Source organism: Streptomyces sp. NPDC005774 (genome assembly GCF_042871645.1).
In the GTDB taxonomy this organism is placed as follows: domain Bacteria; phylum Actinomycetota; class Actinomycetes; order Streptomycetales; family Streptomycetaceae; genus Streptomyces; species Streptomyces pratens.
Window position 1 is genome coordinate 150,749 of record NZ_JBIAIV010000010.1, and the last position, 16,144, is coordinate 166,892.

Sequence of the window (16,144 nt, forward strand, 5' to 3'; positions counted from 1 at the left end):
GGAATATATGGCCTCAGGAGACCTCAGGTGACCCCCTTGCAATTCTCACCTGCGCACCTCGTTGAACCTCATGAACGTGTGCTTCCCCTTCCAGGCCATGCCTCAAGCCCGCAGGGGGCCGAGGGTGATCCCTCTCAGTGCCCGTCGTCGCTCGGATGTGAAGCGCCTCGTACGCCCAGCCCGGGAGGGCGGTCACCGCGACCAGCACCAAGCACAACGGTGCGGTCCCGACGCAGTGGTGCGCCGGGCCCCTGCTGGCGTACGGGCCGCACGGCTCACCGCTCAGACCGGGGGGCATCGGAGTTTCAGGTGTCTGTGCCCGGGAGGCAGGCCGACGGGCGACCGCTTCACGAACCAGCCGGAGCATGAGCCCTCGCTGTCTCCGCGAGGGTGAACCGGGCCCACACGCACTTCGTGTACGGCTCCTGCCGGCATCCCCACGCGTCGGCCAGCGCCTCCACGAGGGCCAGTCCGCGTCCGCCCTCCTCGCCGAGGGTCGGGCGGTGCGGCCGGGGGAGCCGGTCCCGGTCGGGGTCGGTGACCTCGAGGATCAGTTCGGCTCCGTCCAGAGTGAGGGTGACCCGGACCTGCGCGCAGGAGACACGGCAGTGGAGCACGGCGTTCGTGACCAGTTCGCTCGCCAGCAGGGTGACGGTGTCCGTGAGTTCCTCGGCGACGCCCCAGCTCGTGAGGGCTTCGCGTAAACGCCGCCGAGCCACTGGCACGTGTCGCCTGCGCTTGGGGATGCGGAAGGTTTCGGTTGCGGCCATGAGGTGAAGCTAGAGGCGGATTCGAGATCTTTGCAATGAAAATCGAGGAATGTATTCGCAAGTACCACTCAATCGTGTGATGTCAACCTGGAGTTGAGTCGTGATGTGACATGGTTTCCGCCGGAGAGGGGAGGTCCCATGCCCACAGGTGGACGGCCGACGGTGCGCAGCAGGCGACTGGGGACGGCACTCAGGCAGTACCGGCAGGCCGCGAAGCTGGATCAGCCGCAGGCCGCCGAGATCATTGCGTCGAGTCAGGCCAGGATCAGCCGTATGGAGAGCGGACATGCCACGCCCCGCGTCATCGAGGTGCGGCTCCTGCTGGACGCGTACGGCGTCATGGAAGCGGAAGTGCGCGCCAAACTGGAGGACTTGGCCAAGCACTCCAAGAACCGGGGCTGGTGGCTGGAGCACGCCGCGCACCTCCGCTCGGACTACATCGACCACATCGCGCTGGAAGACGATGCGATTCACATCCGGCAATGGCAACCAGCCCTGGTTCCGGGACTGTTGCAGACCGCGGCCTATGCGGAGGCGGTCATCGCAGGTGGTCCTACCCGGCTTGACCCTGAGCAGGCCGCCCGGTTGGTGGAGGTGCGGAGGCGGCGACAGGAGAAGATCGCGGAGGGCGGGGCCCGGTACACCGCTGTCATCTGGGAAGCGGTCGTCATGTACCCCCTGGTGGGTGCGGACGTTCACCGAGAGCAGTTGTCGGCGTTCCTTGAAGCCGGGGAACGCGAGAACATCACCGTGCAGGTTCTGCCGTTCAGTGCTGGAACACTGGCGGCTGCCGCCTCGGCCTTCTCCGCCTTCAGCTTCGATTCGGAGTCGGCGATCGAGGCGGTGACCATGGACGACCTGATGAGTACGTCTGTTATCGAGTCTCCGGATGACCTGGCTGTTTACGCGACTTCGTACGGGCTCCTACGATCGACGGCACTGGCACCGGACGCGAGCGCGAAGTTCATCCGAGACGTACTGCAGAGCATCTAGGGGAGCCGATGGTGACCGAAATAGTGGGCCTCTTCCGGAAGTCGTCGTACTCCAGTCAGCAGGGCGAATGCGTGGAGATCGCCGACACGGCCGACCACGGCCGGGCCGTCCGAGACAGCAAGCAGCATGAAGGCGGTCCCCTCCTCACTGTTTCCCGTGAGAGCTGGGCCGCGTTTCTGCGGCAGTTCGGGTGAACGAAGGGCGCCCGGCGGATCGTCCGCCGGGCGCCCTTTCGCTGTCGTACGGGGAGCGGTTACAGCTGTCCGATGACGTAGTCGACGCACGCCGTCAGGGCCTCGACGTCCGCCGGGTCGATGGCCGGGAACATCGCGACGCGGAGCTGGTTGCGGCCGAGCTTGCGGTAGGGCTCGGTGTCGACGATGCCGTTGGCGCGCAGCACCTTGGCGATCGCGGCGGCGTCGATCTCGTCGGTGAAGTCGATGGTGCCGATGACCTGGGAGCGCTTCGCCGGGTCGGTGACGAACGGGGTCGCGAACTTCGACTCCTCGGCCCAGCCGTACAGGCGGGACGACGAGTCCTTGGTGCGGCCGGTCGCGAAGTCGAGGCCGCCCTGGCCGTTGAGCCACTTCAGCTGCTCGTCGAGGAGGAACAGGGTGGCGAGGGCCGGGGTGTTGTACGTCTGGTTCTTGCGGGAGTTGTCGATCGCCGTGGGGAGCGAGAAGAACTCCGGGACGTGGCGGCCGGACGCGTGGACGCGCTCGGCGCGCTCGAGCGCGGCCGGGGAGAAGACGCCGATCCACAGGCCGCCGTCGGAGGCGAAGGACTTCTGCGGGGCGAAGTAGTAGACGTCCGTCTCGGCGATGTCGACGGGCAGGCCGCCCGCGCCGCTCGTCGCGTCCACCAGGACGAGGGAGCCCTTGTCGGCGCCGGGCACCCGCTTGATCGGCATGGCGACGCCGGTGGAGGTCTCGTTGTGCGTGAAGGCGTAGACGTCCACGCCGGCCTCGGCGGCCGCCTCCGGGTGCGTGCCCGGGTCGGCGGAGACGACGGTCGGCTCGGCGAGCCACGGGGCGAGCTTGGCGGCCTTGGCGAACTTGGAGCTGAACTCGCCGAAGGTGAGGTGCTGCGACTTGTTCTCGATCAGGCCGTGGGTCGCGATGTCCCAGAACGCGGTGGAGCCGCCGTTGCCGAGGACGACCTCGTAGCCCTCGGGGAGCCGGAACAACTCGCCGATGCCCTTGCGCACGTCGCCGACCAGGTTCTTCACCGGGGCCTGGCGGTGGGAGGTGCCCAGCAGGGATGTGCCGGTCGCGGCCAGCGCGTCCAGCGCTTCCGTCCGCACCTTGGAGGGGCCCGCGCCGAAACGACCGTCGGCGGGCTTGATGTCAGCAGGAATCCGGATCTCAGCCACAACCACGGAGCCTAGCGGCTCGGGGAAACCCGGGCGCAACATCGTCCGTCGGCTGAGACGCGGATGAGACGCGGACGGGAGGAGCGGCCGAACGGCCGGGCGGACGGGAAATGCCCGTCCGCCCGGCCGTTCGGTCCGGTCTTCGTACGTCAGCCCAGGGTCACCGGCAGCTCGTACAGGTCGTTCTGCGTGACCACCGGCTTGTTGCGCAGTACGTCCGCCGGGACCGCCAGGTCCAGCTTCGGGAAGCGCGCGTACAGGGCCGGCAGGGCCACGCCCGCCTCCAGGCGGGACAGGGCCGCGCCGGGGCACACGTGCGGGCCGTGGCCGAAGGAGATGTGCCGGTTGGCGCTCTCCCGGGTGATGTCGAAGTCGCCGGCCGTCGGGCCGTGCGCCTGCTCGTCCCGGCCGATCGCGGCGTACGACACGATCAGCGCCTCCCCGGCCGGCAGGACCTTGTCCCCGACGGGCACGTCCTCGGTCGCGAACCGGATCAGGACGTGGGAGGTGGGGGTCGCGTACCGCAGTGTCTCCTCGACCACCGCCGACCAGTCGGCCTTGCCGGACAGCACCAGCTCCCGCTGCTCCGGGTGGGTGGAGAGGTTCACCACCGCGTTGACGATGAGGGAGATCGTCGTCTCGTGGCCGGCCGCCACCATCAGCTGGAGCGTGGCGACGATCTCCTCGTCCGCGAGACGGTCGCCGTTCTCCGACGCCTGGATGAGCGCGGAGGTCAGGTCGTCGCCCGGGTTCTCGCGCTTGTGCGCGACCGCCTCGGCCATGATCCCGGCCAGCTCGGTCAGCGTCGCGATGACCTCCTCGGGCGGGGTCTGCGTCGAGAAGAACTTCTCGAAGAGTTCCTTCAGGCGCGGCAGCCGTTCCTCCGCCAGCCCCATCAGGTCGGCGATCACGTACATCGGCAGCGGGTAGGCGAACAGGGCCTTCAGGTCGACCGTCTCGCCCTGCGCCTCGGCCACCTGGTCCAGCAGGCCCTCGGTCAGCTCCGTGATGCGCTCACGCATCCGCTCCACCCGGCGCACGGTGAGCGCCTGCGCGACCAGGGTGCGCAGGCGGCGGTGGTCGGCGCCGTCCACGGTCAGCATGGAGCGGGGCGGGTTGGCCAGCCCGATCAGCGGCCAGTCGGGAGCGATCTCGCCGCGCTGCCAGGCGCCCCAGACGTTGATGTCCTTCACCAGACGCGGGTCGGTGAGCAGCTTCTTGGCCTCGGCGTGGTGCGTGACCGCCCATACCGGCACGTCGCCCGGCAGGACCACGCGTGCGAGCGGTCCCGCGGCGCGCAGTGCCGCGCTCTCCGCGTCCAGGTCGGAGACGAACGGGTCCAGGGGGATGGGGTTCCCCTCGGTGCCGGGCGCGGGCGTCTGTGTGTCCGTACCAGCCGTCATGTGAGGGAGCCTCCAAGGGCGGGAGTGGGTGTGAAGGTGACCGGGAGTTCGGACATGCCGCGCAGCCACGGTGACGGGCGGCGGGACAGGGACGGGGCCGGCACCGCCAGGTCGATGTCCGGCAGGCGGTCCAGGACGACCTCGATGCCGGTCCGTGCGATCACCTCGGAGATCTCCTGGGCCGGGAACGGGCAGCGGTGCTCCCCGTGGCCGAAGGAGAAGTGCGCGCTGTTGCCGCCGGTCAGGGCCGAGCTGTCGGTCCGTACCTGCGGATCGGAGTTGGCGCCCTGGAGGCCGAGGAGCAGCATGTCGCCGGCGCGGACACGGCGCCCGCCCAGCTGGGTGTCGCGGGAGGCCCAACGGCCGGCCACGTTCTGGGTGGGAGTGTCCTCCCACAGCACCTCGTTCATCGCCTCGGCGACGCTGTTGCGGCCGCCGAACAGGGAGGCGGCGAACCGCTTGTCCGTCAGCATCAGGTGCAGGGAGTTGCCGATCCAGTCGGCGGTCGGCTGGTGTCCGGCCGCCATCATCACCATCAGGTCCTGGACGATCTCCTCGTCGGTGAACCCGGAGGTGTCGGCGAGCATCCGCGACGCCACGTCGTCGGCGGGCTCCTTCCTGCGCGCGGCGACCAGCTCGGTCATCGACGTGAACAGGTGGTTCTGGCCGGCCAGCGCCCGCTCCCGCCCGTCGATCATGTCGTTGAGGGCGGTGACGAGCGCCGGCCCCTGCTCGTCGGAGAAGCCGTAGAGCCGGGCCAGTACGCGTACGGGCAGCAGCGTCGCGAACTCGTTGACGATGTCGGCCGCGCCCTGGGGGGAGATGCCGTCGATCAGCTCGTCGGCGAACTTCTCGGCGTAGCCGCGCAGTTCGAACGGGTCCACCGCCTCCAGCGCGTTGACCAGCATCCCGGCCCGCTCGCGGTGCCGCTCGCCGACGGTGTAGAGGATCGACGGCTGTTTACGGCCGATCATCGGCAGCAGCGGCCAGTCGTCGGGGATGTTCTCCCACTGGTTCCACAGGTCGGAATCGCGGCTGAACAGCACCGGGTCCCCGGTGACCTGGTGCAGCTCGCGGTAGCCGAGCACCAGCCAGGCCGGTACGTCGCCGTCCAGGATCACCGGGACCACGCTGCCGTGGTCGCGCCGCAGCTCCCGGTACACCCCTGCCGGGTCGTCCTGGAGCAGGGGCCCGCTGAAGTGGACGGGGTGGGGAGCGGAAGCGGGGCTCACACCAGCTCCTGACGGGGGGCTCGGGCCTGGTCGGCGTAGAGGGTCTGGATGTGCTCCACCAGCGTGATCAGCACCAGCTTGCTGGACTCCCGGGAACGCGCGTCACAGGTGACCAGCGGTACGTGCGGATCGAGGTCGAGGGCCTCACGGATCTGTTCCGGCGCGAAGGCGGGGCCGCCGAAGTCGTTGCAGGCCACGATGAACGGCGTGCCGTGCTTCTCCAGCCGGTCGATGGCGTACCAGGAGTCGTCGATGCGCCGGGTGTCGACCAGGACGACCGCGCCCAGGGTGCCGGAGAACAGCCGGTCCCACAGGAACCAGAAGCGCTCCTGGCCGGGCGCCCCGAACAGGTACAGCACGTTGTGGCTGTCCAGGGTGATGCGGCCGAAGTCGAAGGCCACGGTCGTCGAGGTCTTGCCGTGCACCCCGCTGAGGTCGTCGACGGCCTCGCCGGCCTGGGTCATCGTCTCCTCGGTGTTGAGGGGACGTATCTCGCTCACCGAGCGGACCATTGTCGTCTTGCCGGCGCCGAAGCCGCCCACGACCACGATCTTGAGGCCGTTGTCGGCCGACGCGCCCAGTGGTGTACGCGTGTCAGAGGTTGCGGAGTCCAACGAGCACCTGCTCCAGGATGTCGGGGTCGGGTACGGCGGTCTTGCGCGGGTGCCGGGCGCTGACGCGGCCCGACGCCTGGAGGTCGGCGAGCAGGATGCGGGTGATGCTCACCGGCAGTCTCAGCTCGGCCGCGATCTCCACGACCGCCGTGGGTCGTTCGGTCAGCCGCAGGATCGCGGCGTGCTCGGACTGCATGCCGGGCACCGGATCGCATTCGGCGACGACCAGCGTGACCAGGTCGAAGGGGTTGTCGGGCCCGGACCGACTGCGTCCGCCGGTGAGGGTGTAGAGGCGGTCCGGGGAGTCGTCCCTGCCCGGCCTGCTCATGCGGAGCGCGGCGGAGCGGTCAGGTGCTCCCCGAGCTGCTCCACGAGCTCGCTCATGTTGTGTCCGATGAGCCCGGCGTCGGCGTCCTCACTGGTGACCACGGCCAGGTGCGCGCCCTGGCCGGCCTCCACGATGAACAGCACGCCCCCGTAGAACTCGGTCATCGCCGAGCGGACGCCTCCGCTGCCGTCGCCGAACTCCACGGACGCGCCGTGCGACAGCGACTGGATGCCCGCGGCGATCGCGGCGAGCTGGTCGGCCTGGTCGGCGGAGAGTTCGGGGGTGCGGCACAGTTTCAGGCCGTCCCTGGACAGCACGAGCGCGTGCCGCGCGCCCGGGGTGCGCTCCAGCAGGCCCTCTATCAGCCAGGTGAGCTTCTCGTCGGCGGTCGTCGTGCCGGTCATGAGGTGGTGTCGCCTTCCGGTGTTGCGGGAGTGGATGCGGGGGTGGAGGTGATCGCTTCGGCGTCCCCGTTCGGGGTGCCTGCGGTGCCTCCGAGGCCTGTGGCCGTGTCTGTGGCCGTGTCTGTGGTCGCGTCTGTCGCGGGGTCTGTCGCGGGGTCCGGGGCCGGTTCCGTGGCGGTGGCGCGTACGGCCTGGCGGAAGCTGCTGAAGCGGGCCGTGCGGGCCTTCGTCTCCTCGGCGGTGGGCGGAGTCATGGGCGGGGCGTCGGCACGGCTGGTGCCGCGGGTGCGCTCGGCCTCGGCCAGGGTCCGGCCGCGACGGCGGCGGGGGAGGTTCAGCGGGGGCGTGTCCGTGTCCCGGCCGGCGGAATCGTGCGCGGGCACCGGGTCGGGGTCGAGGCCGTCGGCTCCGGCGCGGGACGCCGCGTACGAGTGGCCGGTGGTCCTCGCCGTGGGCGTCGTGCGGGAGGTGGTGCGCGGGACCGGGTTCCGTGGTGCCGGGATCGCGCCGGACGGGATGCCGCGGCTCGGCTCCGGGGCCGTGCTGCCGGTCGTCTTCTCGGCTGCGCTCTCGGCTGCGCTGTCGGCCGGGTGGGCCGCCGGTGCGTCGGCCGGGCGGTTGCCGCGACGGCGGGGCAGGGTCGGGCCCGACGACTCGTCCGGCGCCGTCGCCGGGGTCTTCCCGGACGACTTCCCGGCTGTCTTCCCGGACGACGCGGTCTCTCCGGACGATGCGGCCGAAGCGGACGGCGCGGACCGTGCCGGTGTCGTGGTGGGAGCCGTCGGTGCGGCCGGGACGGACGAGGAGAGGGAGGCCGGTGCGGCGGCGGACGGCGCCCTGGGAGCGTCCGGCGGTACGAGGATGTCCTGCGGGACGAGTATGAGGACGCCCGTGCCGCCGCGGGCCGAGGGCCGGTAGGAGACCGTGAGGCCGTACCGCCGGGCCAGCCGGCCCACCACGGCGAGACCGAGCCGGGTGCCGGTGAGGCCGCCGAGCCCGGTGGTCTCGCCGGAGACCGCCCGCTCGGCGCGCCGCAGCTGGGCCTCGCCCATGACGAGCCCGCTGTCCTCGACGGACACGATGACCCCGGCCGGTACCTCCTCGACGTAGACGTGCACCTCGGCGGTCGGCGGCGAGAAGTTGGCCGCGTTGTCGAGGAGTTCGGCGACCGCGTGCATCACGCCCTCGGCGGCGTGCCCGGCGACGGCGATGTCGCTCGCGGAGTGGACGCGGATGCGCTGGTAGCCGCTGATCCGGCCCATGGCGCCGCGCAGGATCGACTCCATGCCGATCGGCCGGGCCCAACGACGGCCCGAACGGGCGCCGGTGAGGATGGCGACGGAGTCGGCGAGCCTGCCCGCCTGCGCGGTGCGGTGGTCGAGGTGGAGGAGATCCGCGAGGACCTCCTCGTCGTGATGCTTCTCCTCCATCGCGCGCAGGTCCGCGAGCATGCCGGTGGACAGGGCCTGCATACGGCCGGCGACGTTGGCGGTCGCGGAAAGCGCCGCCGCACGGGAGCTGTTGGACTCGCGCAGCCGGACGGCCAGCCGTGCGTTCTCGTCGATGTGCCGGTCCCGGTCCCGGGACAGCCGGTCCCGTTCCTCGCTCAGCCGGTCGCGCACCTGGCCGAGCCGGTCGCGCTCGACGGTGTGCTCCTGCGTCAACGCGCTGGTGTGGGAGGCGTGTTCCTCGTCGCGTCGGCGCAGTTCCCCGGCGTGCTCGTCGGCGACCCGGGAGAGCGCGGCCGTGTGGTCGTCCGTGAGGCGGGCGATCTCGGCGGCGTGCTGCTCGGTGAGCCGGGCCCGCTCGGCGGTGTGGTCATCGGTGAGCCGGGCCCGTTCGGCGGTGTGCTCCTGCGCCAACCGTTCGGTGGTGATGGAGTGTTGTTCGTTGAGGCGATCGCGTTCCGCCGCCAGGGACTGGGCGAGGCGGGCCCGCTCCTGGTCCAGCTCGGCCGACAGGCGGGCCCGTTCCCGGGTGAGTTCGCCGGTCAGCCGCTCGTGCTGGCGGCGGGCCTCCTCCGCCTGCCGGGTGCGTTCCTGAATCAGCCGGTCGACGTCCAGGTTGGCCGTCTCCAGCCGCCTGCGGAGCGCCCGCGCGGACAGGACGGCGTGGGTGGCCCAGGTGACGGCCGCACACAGCAGCAGGGTCGCCACCATCCCGGTCGTCCCGACGGCGCCGCGTGCGGGTTCCGGTCCCAGCAGCACCGCGGTGAGCACCGCGACCGCGGAGAGCACCGCGGTGAACAGGGGGACGGGCAACAGGCTGCGGGGTGTGGGGCGGTCACCGGGGAGCAGGGGGGAGGTCATCAATCAGGTCCTCGATCGGTCCTCGGTCGGGTCCGCCCGGTGCCGTCGTCCATGCGGCGCTCGGGCGGTTCGATGGGGTCGCCGGACCCGGTTCCGGGGTCGCTTTTGGAGCGGGGTCCGACAACTGCGCGCAACTCGCGCTCACTATATGAGAGTTTGTGATCAGCTTGGGAAGAATCCGGTTCCGGTTTTCGGGAGGGGCGCCGAGCGGGTGCCGCGCGGGGACGGGGACGGATACGGAGGCGGGCGCGGGCGCGGGCGCGGAGGCGGATACGGAGGCGGGCGCGGGGGCGGCCGGCGGCGCCCCCGCCGGTCCCCGAGGCATCCTGAGAACATGACGGATCTGCGGGAACTGCGGGCAGGGCTGCGCGCGGCCGTGCGCGGCGAGGTGGACTTCGGCACCACCGCGCGGGCGCTGACGACCATGGACGCCTCCAACTACCGCCGGGTGCCGCTGGGCGTGGTGGCTCCCCGGGACGCCGACGACGTGGCGGCGGCGCTGTCGGTCTGCCGGACGTACGGCGTCCCCGTGGTGCCGCGCGGTGGCGGCACGTCGATCGCGGGGCAGGCCACCGGCACCGGTGTGGTGCTCGACTTCACCCGGCACATGAACCGCTTGCTCTCCCTCGATCCTCAGGCCCGTACGGCCGTCGTCCAGCCCGGTCTCGTCCTCGACCGGCTCCAGGAGGCCGCCGCCCCGCACGGGCTGCGCTTCGGCCCCGACCCCTCCACCCACAGCCGCTGCACCCTCGGCGGCATGATCGGCAACAACTCCTGTGGCTCCCACTCCGTCGCCTGGGGCACGACGGCGGACAGCGTGCGGCACCTGTCGGTCGTCACCCCGCGCGGTGAGCGGCTGCCGCTGGGACAGGCATGGGCCGGGGCCCCGGCGGGACTGCGGGAACTGGCCGAGGGCGAACTCGCCCGCCTGCGCACCGGCTTCCCCGAGCTGCCCCGCCGTATCTCCGGATACGCCCTGGACGCCCTGCTGCCCGAGAAGGGCGCCGACGTCGCCCGCTCCTTCTGCGGCTCGGAGGGCACGCTGGGCGTGCTCACGGAGGCGGTCGTGGACCTCGTACGGGCGCCCTGCGCGCGTGCGCTCGCCGTGCTGGCGTACGCCGACGAGGCCGGGGCCGCCGAGGCGGCGGCCGGACTGCTGGAGCACGGGCCGCTGACCGTGGAGGGCATGGCGGCCGACCTCGTGCCGTCCGCGGTGGATCTCCCGCGCGGAGGGGCCTGGCTGTTCGTGGAGACCGGCGGGGACACGGAGGCGGAGGCACGCGCGCGTGCGCAGGCGATCGTCCGCGCGGCGGACGTCCTGGACGCCCTGGTGGTCACCGACCCCGCCCGGCAGCGGACGCTGTGGCGGATCCGGGAGGACGCGTCCGGTACGGCGACCCGGATGACGGACGGGACCGAGGCCTGGCCCGGCTGGGAGGACTGCGCGGTACCGCCCGCCCGGCTCGGCGCGTACCTGCGGGACTTCCGGAGCCTGCTGGCCGACCACGGACTGCGCGGCGCCCCGTACGGGCACTTCGGGGACGGCTGCATCCACGTCCGGATCGACTTCGACCTGCTGACCGGCCCGGGCATCGCCCGCTTCCGCCGTTTCTCCGAGGAACTGGCCGGCCTGGTCGTGGCACACGGCGGCTCGCTCTCCGGCGAACACGGCGACGGACAGGCGCGCGCCGAACTGCTGCCACGCATGTACGGCCCGGACATGGTGGCCCTCTTCGAGCGGGTGAAGGGCGTCTGGGACCCGGACGACCTGCTCAACCCGGGGATGCTGGTGCGCCCCGCGCCCCTGGACACGAACCTCCGCTTCTCCGTCCTGCCGAGCAAGCCGGTGGACGTCGTCTTCGGCTACCCGTCCGACGGCGGCGACTTCTCGGCGGCCGTCCGCCGCTGCGTGGGCGTCGCCAAGTGCCGTACGACGTCGGTGTCGGGGCCGGCGGTGATGTGCCCCTCCTTCCGGGCGACGGGCGAGGAGGAGCACTCCACGCGCGGACGCGCCCGCCTGCTGCACGAGATGCTCGCCGGCGAGCTGGTGACCGACGGCTGGCGCTCCACGGAGGTACGGGACGCCCTGGACCTGTGCCTGTCCTGCAAGGGCTGCCGTTCGGACTGCCCGGTCGGGGTCGACATGGCCACCTACAAGGCGGAGTTCCTCCACCACCACTACGCCGGCCGCCGCCGTCCCGCCGCCCATTACGCGATGGGCCGGCTGCCGGTGTGGCTGGGCTGGGTGGCACGGACGAGGTCGGCGGGGCTGGTCAACGGCCTGGCCTCGGTGGGCCCGCTCGCCCGGGTGGCGAAGCGGCTGGGCGGGATCGCGGGGGAACGGGAGATCCCACGGGTGGCGGGGGAGACGTTCACGCGGTGGTGGCGGGGGCGGAGGAGTGCCGTGCCCTCCGGTGACGGTGACGGTGACAGGGCTGGTTCCGGCTCCGGGATCGGGTCCGGCGCCGGTGACCTGGTGGTCCTGTGGCCGGACACCTTCACCGAGCACCTCTCGCCCTCCGTGGGACAGGCTGCCGTACGGGTCCTGGAGGCGGCGGGCCTGCGGGTGGCCCTGCCGCCGACGCTGCGACCGGACGGGCGCCCGGTGGGGGACGGGCGCTCACGGTCGGCGGCACGACTGCTGACCGCCCGCCGGGGCCGGGTCTGCTGCGGCCTGACGTACATCTCCACCGGCCAGCTCGACCACGCCCGCGCGGTGCTGCGGCGCACCCTCGACCTCATGGAACCGGTACTGGCCACGGATGCCCCGGTCGTCGTCCTGGAACCGAGCTGCGCGGCGGCCCTGCGCACGGACGCGCCGGAGCTGCTGCACGACGACCCCCGCGCGGCCCAACTCGCCGCGCGGGTACGCACCTTCGCGGAGACCCTGGAGCAGTACGCCCCCGACTGGACTCCGCCGAACCTGAACCGCCCCGTCACCGGCCAGACCCACTGCCACCAGCACGCGGTCCTCGGCGACACGGCAGACCGCGGGCTGCGTGCCGCGGCGGGCCTCACCGGCGAACTGAGCGGCGGCTGCTGCGGGCTCGCGGGCAACTTCGGCTTCGAGAAAGGCCATTACGAGGTGTCCACGGCCTGCGCGGAGGACCAGCTTCTGCCGGCGGTGCGGGAGGCACCGGACGGGGCGGTGGTCCTGGCCGACGGCTTCTCCTGCCGGACACAGCTGGAGCAGCTGGCGGGAGTGCGGAGCAGGCACCTGGCGGAGGTGCTGGCGGAGGCTCTGGAAAACGAGTGAGCAGTCATTGCCCTTATGCCCCCGGCGCGCTCAGTTGAGCTGCCCCAGCCTCTGCCCCCGGTTCTCCGCCACCCGCAGGTACGGCGACGGCCGTCACGGCACCGTCTCGCCCCGTACCAGCGGCCCGCACACCGGTTGTATGTCCTCGGGGAGGTCGTCCGGGCGGCACCAGCGGGCCTCCAGGATCTCGAAGGGGTCCAGGCGCAGCTCGCCGCCCAGCAGGCGGGCCTCGTAGGCCACCTCCAGGCGGGTGCGGAAACCGCTGTTCAGCATCACGAGACGGCCCGCCTCCACATCGAGGCCGGTCTCCTCCTTGACCTCGCGCACCACCGTCTGCCGGAAGTCCTCGTCCTTGTGCGCGAAGCCGCTCGGCAGGCCCCACTGGCGGCCCGGCGGCCACATCCGGTGCCGGAGCAGCAGGACCCGCCCCTCGTCGTCGCGCACGACGCCGGTCACACCGACCACGAACTTGGCGTTCAGGAACCACATGACGCGGCTCTGGACGGGGCGCAGAAGTCGCCAGAGACGGGCAATGAGTCGTCGCACGGGGCCTCGGGAGGTAGGAGTGGGGCGGACAGGGGTTTCACCGGTTGGGACGGTACCCGTCCCGGTGCCCGCCCCTCGCCCGCCGACACCTCCGACACCTCCGACGCTTCTGCCAGGACTTCTCGGGCAGGACCTCTCCGTCCGGTGTCACAGGCTGCTGCTAGAGCTGGGCGCACCTCAGCCCCCAACACCCTAGGAGCCGCTGTGGAGTTTCCGGCCGATGTGCCTCAACACTCGAGTTTTGTAGATCACTTGGACCATTTCCATGGCCTTCCCGTCCTGACCTTCCCGCAGAGCCCCGCCGCCCGCCCCCTGCCGGCCGATCCCACTTCCGTGGCGTGGTGCCCGCGGGCCGGTATGGAGAGCGGGGACGAGGGCTCGGACACGTACTGGGACCGCTTCACCGAGACCGTGCCGCTGGAAGAGGTGCGCGCTCGTCGTCGGCAATCCGTGGTACGGCATGGACGGCTGGCCCGACGAGGCGGTCGACAGGCTCGTCGGGCTGAGTTCCCGGTTGACCGGCCTGGAAGCGCTGTTCCTCGGTGACGTCGTCATGGAGGAGAGCGAGATCTCCTGGATGGACCAGTCCGACCTCGCTCCCGTCCTGCGGGCGTACCCCGGGTTGCGGGAACTCGGTGTGCGCGGCGGCAAGGAACTCGAGTTCCCCGTCGTCCGCCACGAGGGGCTGCGCACCCTGCGCTTCGAGACCGGCGGCCTGCCCGCCCAGGTCACGCGCAACGTGGCCGCGTCCGACCTGCCGTCCCTGGAATGCCTGGAGCTGTGGCTGGGCGACGAGTACTACGGCTGCGACACCACCCTGGAGGATCTCCGGCCGCTGCTGACCGGCGAGCGGCTGCCCTCCCTGCGCCATCTGGGGCTGCAGAACAGCGAGTTCCAGGACGAGATCGCGGCCGCCGTGGCGCACGCCCCGGTCGTGGCCCGGCTCGGGGAACTCGGCCACCACAACCCGCCCCTGCCCGACGAGGGCGGTTTCGAGGAGGAGGACATCCTCCTGCTCAGTGAGGAACTGGACGGCCGCAGGCCCTGGCTCCAGTGGGGGAGGACCCCGTCACTGCGGCACGTGCTGCGTGCGGCGGAGGTCACCGGCCGGAGCCCTCAGGAGATCGGGGAACGCCTGGCCCGGCTCGGCCACGACGTCCACGTGCCGCCCGCGCTCGAGGTACGCGACGGCGGCCTGCTGGAGGCCGTACCCCGGAGCCACGAGTCGACGGGCGCCGCGAAGATCCTGGCCGTGGTGAGCAGGACGGGCAGGAGTCCGGCCGAGGTGGCCGCCCGCCTGCGTGAGCTGGACGTGGAGATCCCCGACCTCGTCTACCCGGCCCGGCGCCCCGCCCCCACCCCGCCCCCACCCCGCCCCGGCGCCCCTGACGGCGGAGGGTGTCCGGGGGCGTCATCGGACAGGGGAGGGGAACGGAACGCACGCGGGGTCCCGGAGGCGTGTGGTCCGCATGACGGACGGAGTTGACCCGGGCGGGGCAAGGAACCCATCGTCAGGTACGTAGATGCTTCATGGTGCTGTCCTGAGGCCACTACCCTGGACCGGGCGGCGCACCACGACGCGTGATGCCCGACCCGAGTCCCCCTCCCCGTGCCGAGCCCCAGGAATGCCCGTGACCACCCCCAGCGCCGCCACCCCGCCCAGCCCGGCCGTCCCCGCGACGAGCCGGGCACACGCGTCCGCACCGGACGGCGCCCCGCGCGGGCGCGGATCCCTGGGGCCGGTCGGACTGGTCCTGGCGGGCGGGATATCCGTCCAGTTCGGCGGCGCCCTCGCGGTGACCCTGATGCCACGGGCCGGTGCGCTCGGCGTCGTGACGCTTCGCCTGCTGGTGGCCGCGATCGTGCTGCTGCTGGTGTGCCGGCCCCGGCTGCGCGGACATTCGCGCGCCGACTGGACCACGGTGATCGTCTTCGGGCTCGCGATGGCCGGGATGAACGGCCTCTTCTACCAGTCCGTCGCCCGCATCCCGCTCGGTACGGCGGTCACCCTGGAGGTCCTCGGCCCGCTGGCCCTGTCCGTCCTGGCCTCCCGACGGGCCGTCAACTTCCTGTGGGCGGGACTCGCCCTGGCCGGCGTCGTCCTGCTCGGCGGCGGAAGCTTCGGCAGCCTCGACCCCCTGGGTGTCGTCTTCGCCCTGGGGGCCGGCGTCATGTGGGCGGCCTACATCGTCTTCAGCGCGCGGACGGGCCGCCGCTTCCCGCAGGCCGACGGGCTCGCCCTCGCCATGGGCGTGGCGGCGCTGGTGTTCCTGCCGCTGGGCATCGCCGAGTCCGGTACGAAGCTCATCGAGCCGACGACCCTCGCCCTGGGCGCGGCGGTCGCGGTGCTCTCCTCCGTCCTCCCGTACACCCTGGAACTCCTCGCCCTGCGCCGGCTGCCCGCCTCCACGTTCGCCATCCTGATGAGCCTGGAACCGGCCATCGCCGCGGCGGCCGGCTTCCTCATCCTCAGCCAGGCCCTCGCCCTCACCGAGGCCGCCGCCATCGCCCTGGTCATCGCGGCGAGCATGGGGGCGGTACGGACCCAGGTGGGGCGGGGACGCGCCAAGACGCTCCCGGGGCAGTCCGCCTAGATCCCTCCTTCGCGAGAGGGACCCCGGGATGCGGAGGGGGGCGAAGGGCCGGCGTGCGGGGTGGAAGGTGCCGGGTGTGTCCGGCCGGCCGGCTACGGTACACTTGATCTTGAGCTGGTCGCCGGAGTCTCCGGTTGCCGGTCGCGCGTCGGTGGTCCAAGGAAAGATATCCCGCTTCCTGCGGGGAGATGCAGGTGCAAGGCCTGCCCGGCGCTCGGACATGAGTCCCATCCCGTCTTCGGGATGGGACTCACGTGTTTGCGTGCCCCGGCGCATGAAGCGGCGGCTTCACGTGAAGTCCACTGCCCGCAGGGTCTGCCCGA

Annotated in this window: 14 protein-coding genes; 5 read left to right on the forward strand and 9 right to left on the reverse strand. The window is 71.9% G+C overall.

The window, feature by feature from the left end:
* Positions 1 to 347 precede the first annotated feature (347 nt).
* Entirely contained in the window at positions 348 to 770 is a 423-nt protein-coding gene (locus tag ACFYQA_RS12640) for an ATP-binding protein (RefSeq protein ID WP_388915555.1), read from the reverse strand.
* A 138-nt stretch (positions 771 to 908) separates the two neighbouring features.
* Here ACFYQA_RS12640 and ACFYQA_RS12645 point away from each other — a divergent pair, with 138 nt between their 5' ends.
* On the forward strand, positions 909 to 1,763 hold the full coding sequence (locus ACFYQA_RS12645; RefSeq protein WP_388915558.1) for a helix-turn-helix domain-containing protein: 855 nt from the start codon (positions 909 to 911) through the stop codon (positions 1,761 to 1,763).
* Positions 1,764 to 1,774: 11 nt separating this feature from the next.
* Positions 1,775 to 1,957 carry a DUF397 domain-containing protein gene (locus tag ACFYQA_RS12650; protein WP_388915669.1) on the forward strand — a complete coding sequence of 61 codons (183 nt, stop codon included), beginning with the start codon at positions 1,775 to 1,777 and terminating at the stop codon, positions 1,955 to 1,957.
* Between the two features lie 59 nt (positions 1,958 to 2,016).
* Here ACFYQA_RS12650 and serC read toward each other — a convergent pair whose 3' ends face one another.
* The 7 genes from serC to ACFYQA_RS12685 form a co-directional block, all read right to left on the reverse strand.
* Positions 2,017 to 3,135, reverse strand: a complete 1,119-nt coding sequence (gene serC / locus ACFYQA_RS12655; RefSeq protein WP_388915562.1) for a phosphoserine transaminase — start codon at positions 3,133 to 3,135, stop codon at positions 2,017 to 2,019.
* 149 nt (positions 3,136 to 3,284) lie between these two features.
* Entirely contained in the window at positions 3,285 to 4,538 is a 1,254-nt protein-coding gene (locus ACFYQA_RS12660; RefSeq protein WP_388915565.1) for a cytochrome P450, read from the reverse strand.
* Entirely contained in the window at positions 4,535 to 5,770 is a 1,236-nt protein-coding gene (locus ACFYQA_RS12665; protein ID WP_388915568.1) for a cytochrome P450, read from the reverse strand. The genes ACFYQA_RS12660 and ACFYQA_RS12665 overlap by 4 nt, the downstream gene beginning before the upstream one ends.
* The gene (locus ACFYQA_RS12670; RefSeq protein ID WP_386396936.1) at positions 5,767 to 6,384 is read right to left on the reverse strand and encodes an ATP/GTP-binding protein; all 618 of its coding nucleotides are present in this window, start codon (positions 6,382 to 6,384) and stop codon (positions 5,767 to 5,769) included. The genes ACFYQA_RS12665 and ACFYQA_RS12670 overlap by 4 nt, the downstream gene beginning before the upstream one ends.
* Entirely contained in the window at positions 6,365 to 6,712 is a 348-nt protein-coding gene (locus ACFYQA_RS12675) for a DUF742 domain-containing protein (protein ID WP_332428703.1), read from the reverse strand. Before ACFYQA_RS12675 ends, ACFYQA_RS12670 begins: the two co-directional genes overlap by 20 nt.
* Entirely contained in the window at positions 6,709 to 7,116 is a 408-nt protein-coding gene (locus ACFYQA_RS12680; RefSeq protein ID WP_055596893.1) for a roadblock/LC7 domain-containing protein, read from the reverse strand. Before ACFYQA_RS12680 ends, ACFYQA_RS12675 begins: the two co-directional genes overlap by 4 nt.
* On the reverse strand, positions 7,113 to 9,425 hold the full coding sequence (locus tag ACFYQA_RS12685) for an ATP-binding protein (RefSeq protein WP_388915573.1): 2,313 nt from the start codon (positions 9,423 to 9,425) through the stop codon (positions 7,113 to 7,115). The genes ACFYQA_RS12680 and ACFYQA_RS12685 overlap by 4 nt, the downstream gene beginning before the upstream one ends.
* Positions 9,426 to 9,759: 334 nt before the next feature.
* Here ACFYQA_RS12685 and ACFYQA_RS12690 point away from each other — a divergent pair, with 334 nt between their 5' ends.
* Positions 9,760 to 12,681, forward strand: coding sequence for an FAD-linked oxidase C-terminal domain-containing protein (locus ACFYQA_RS12690; RefSeq protein ID WP_388915576.1), 2,922 nt, complete (start codon positions 9,760 to 9,762; stop codon positions 12,679 to 12,681).
* A gap of 93 nt (positions 12,682 to 12,774) precedes the next feature.
* Here ACFYQA_RS12690 and ACFYQA_RS12695 read toward each other — a convergent pair whose 3' ends face one another.
* Positions 12,775 to 13,227 carry an NUDIX hydrolase gene (locus ACFYQA_RS12695; protein ID WP_388915579.1) on the reverse strand — a complete coding sequence of 151 codons (453 nt, stop codon included), beginning with the start codon at positions 13,225 to 13,227 and terminating at the stop codon, positions 12,775 to 12,777.
* A gap of 460 nt (positions 13,228 to 13,687) precedes the next feature.
* Here ACFYQA_RS12695 and ACFYQA_RS12700 point away from each other — a divergent pair, with 460 nt between their 5' ends.
* On the forward strand, positions 13,688 to 14,713 hold the full coding sequence (locus ACFYQA_RS12700) for a hypothetical protein (RefSeq protein WP_388915582.1): 1,026 nt from the start codon (positions 13,688 to 13,690) through the stop codon (positions 14,711 to 14,713).
* A gap of 145 nt (positions 14,714 to 14,858) precedes the next feature.
* Positions 14,859 to 15,821, forward strand: coding sequence for a DMT family transporter (locus ACFYQA_RS12705; protein ID WP_388915585.1), 963 nt, complete (start codon positions 14,859 to 14,861; stop codon positions 15,819 to 15,821).
* The last annotated feature ends 323 nt before the right edge of the window (positions 15,822 to 16,144 follow it).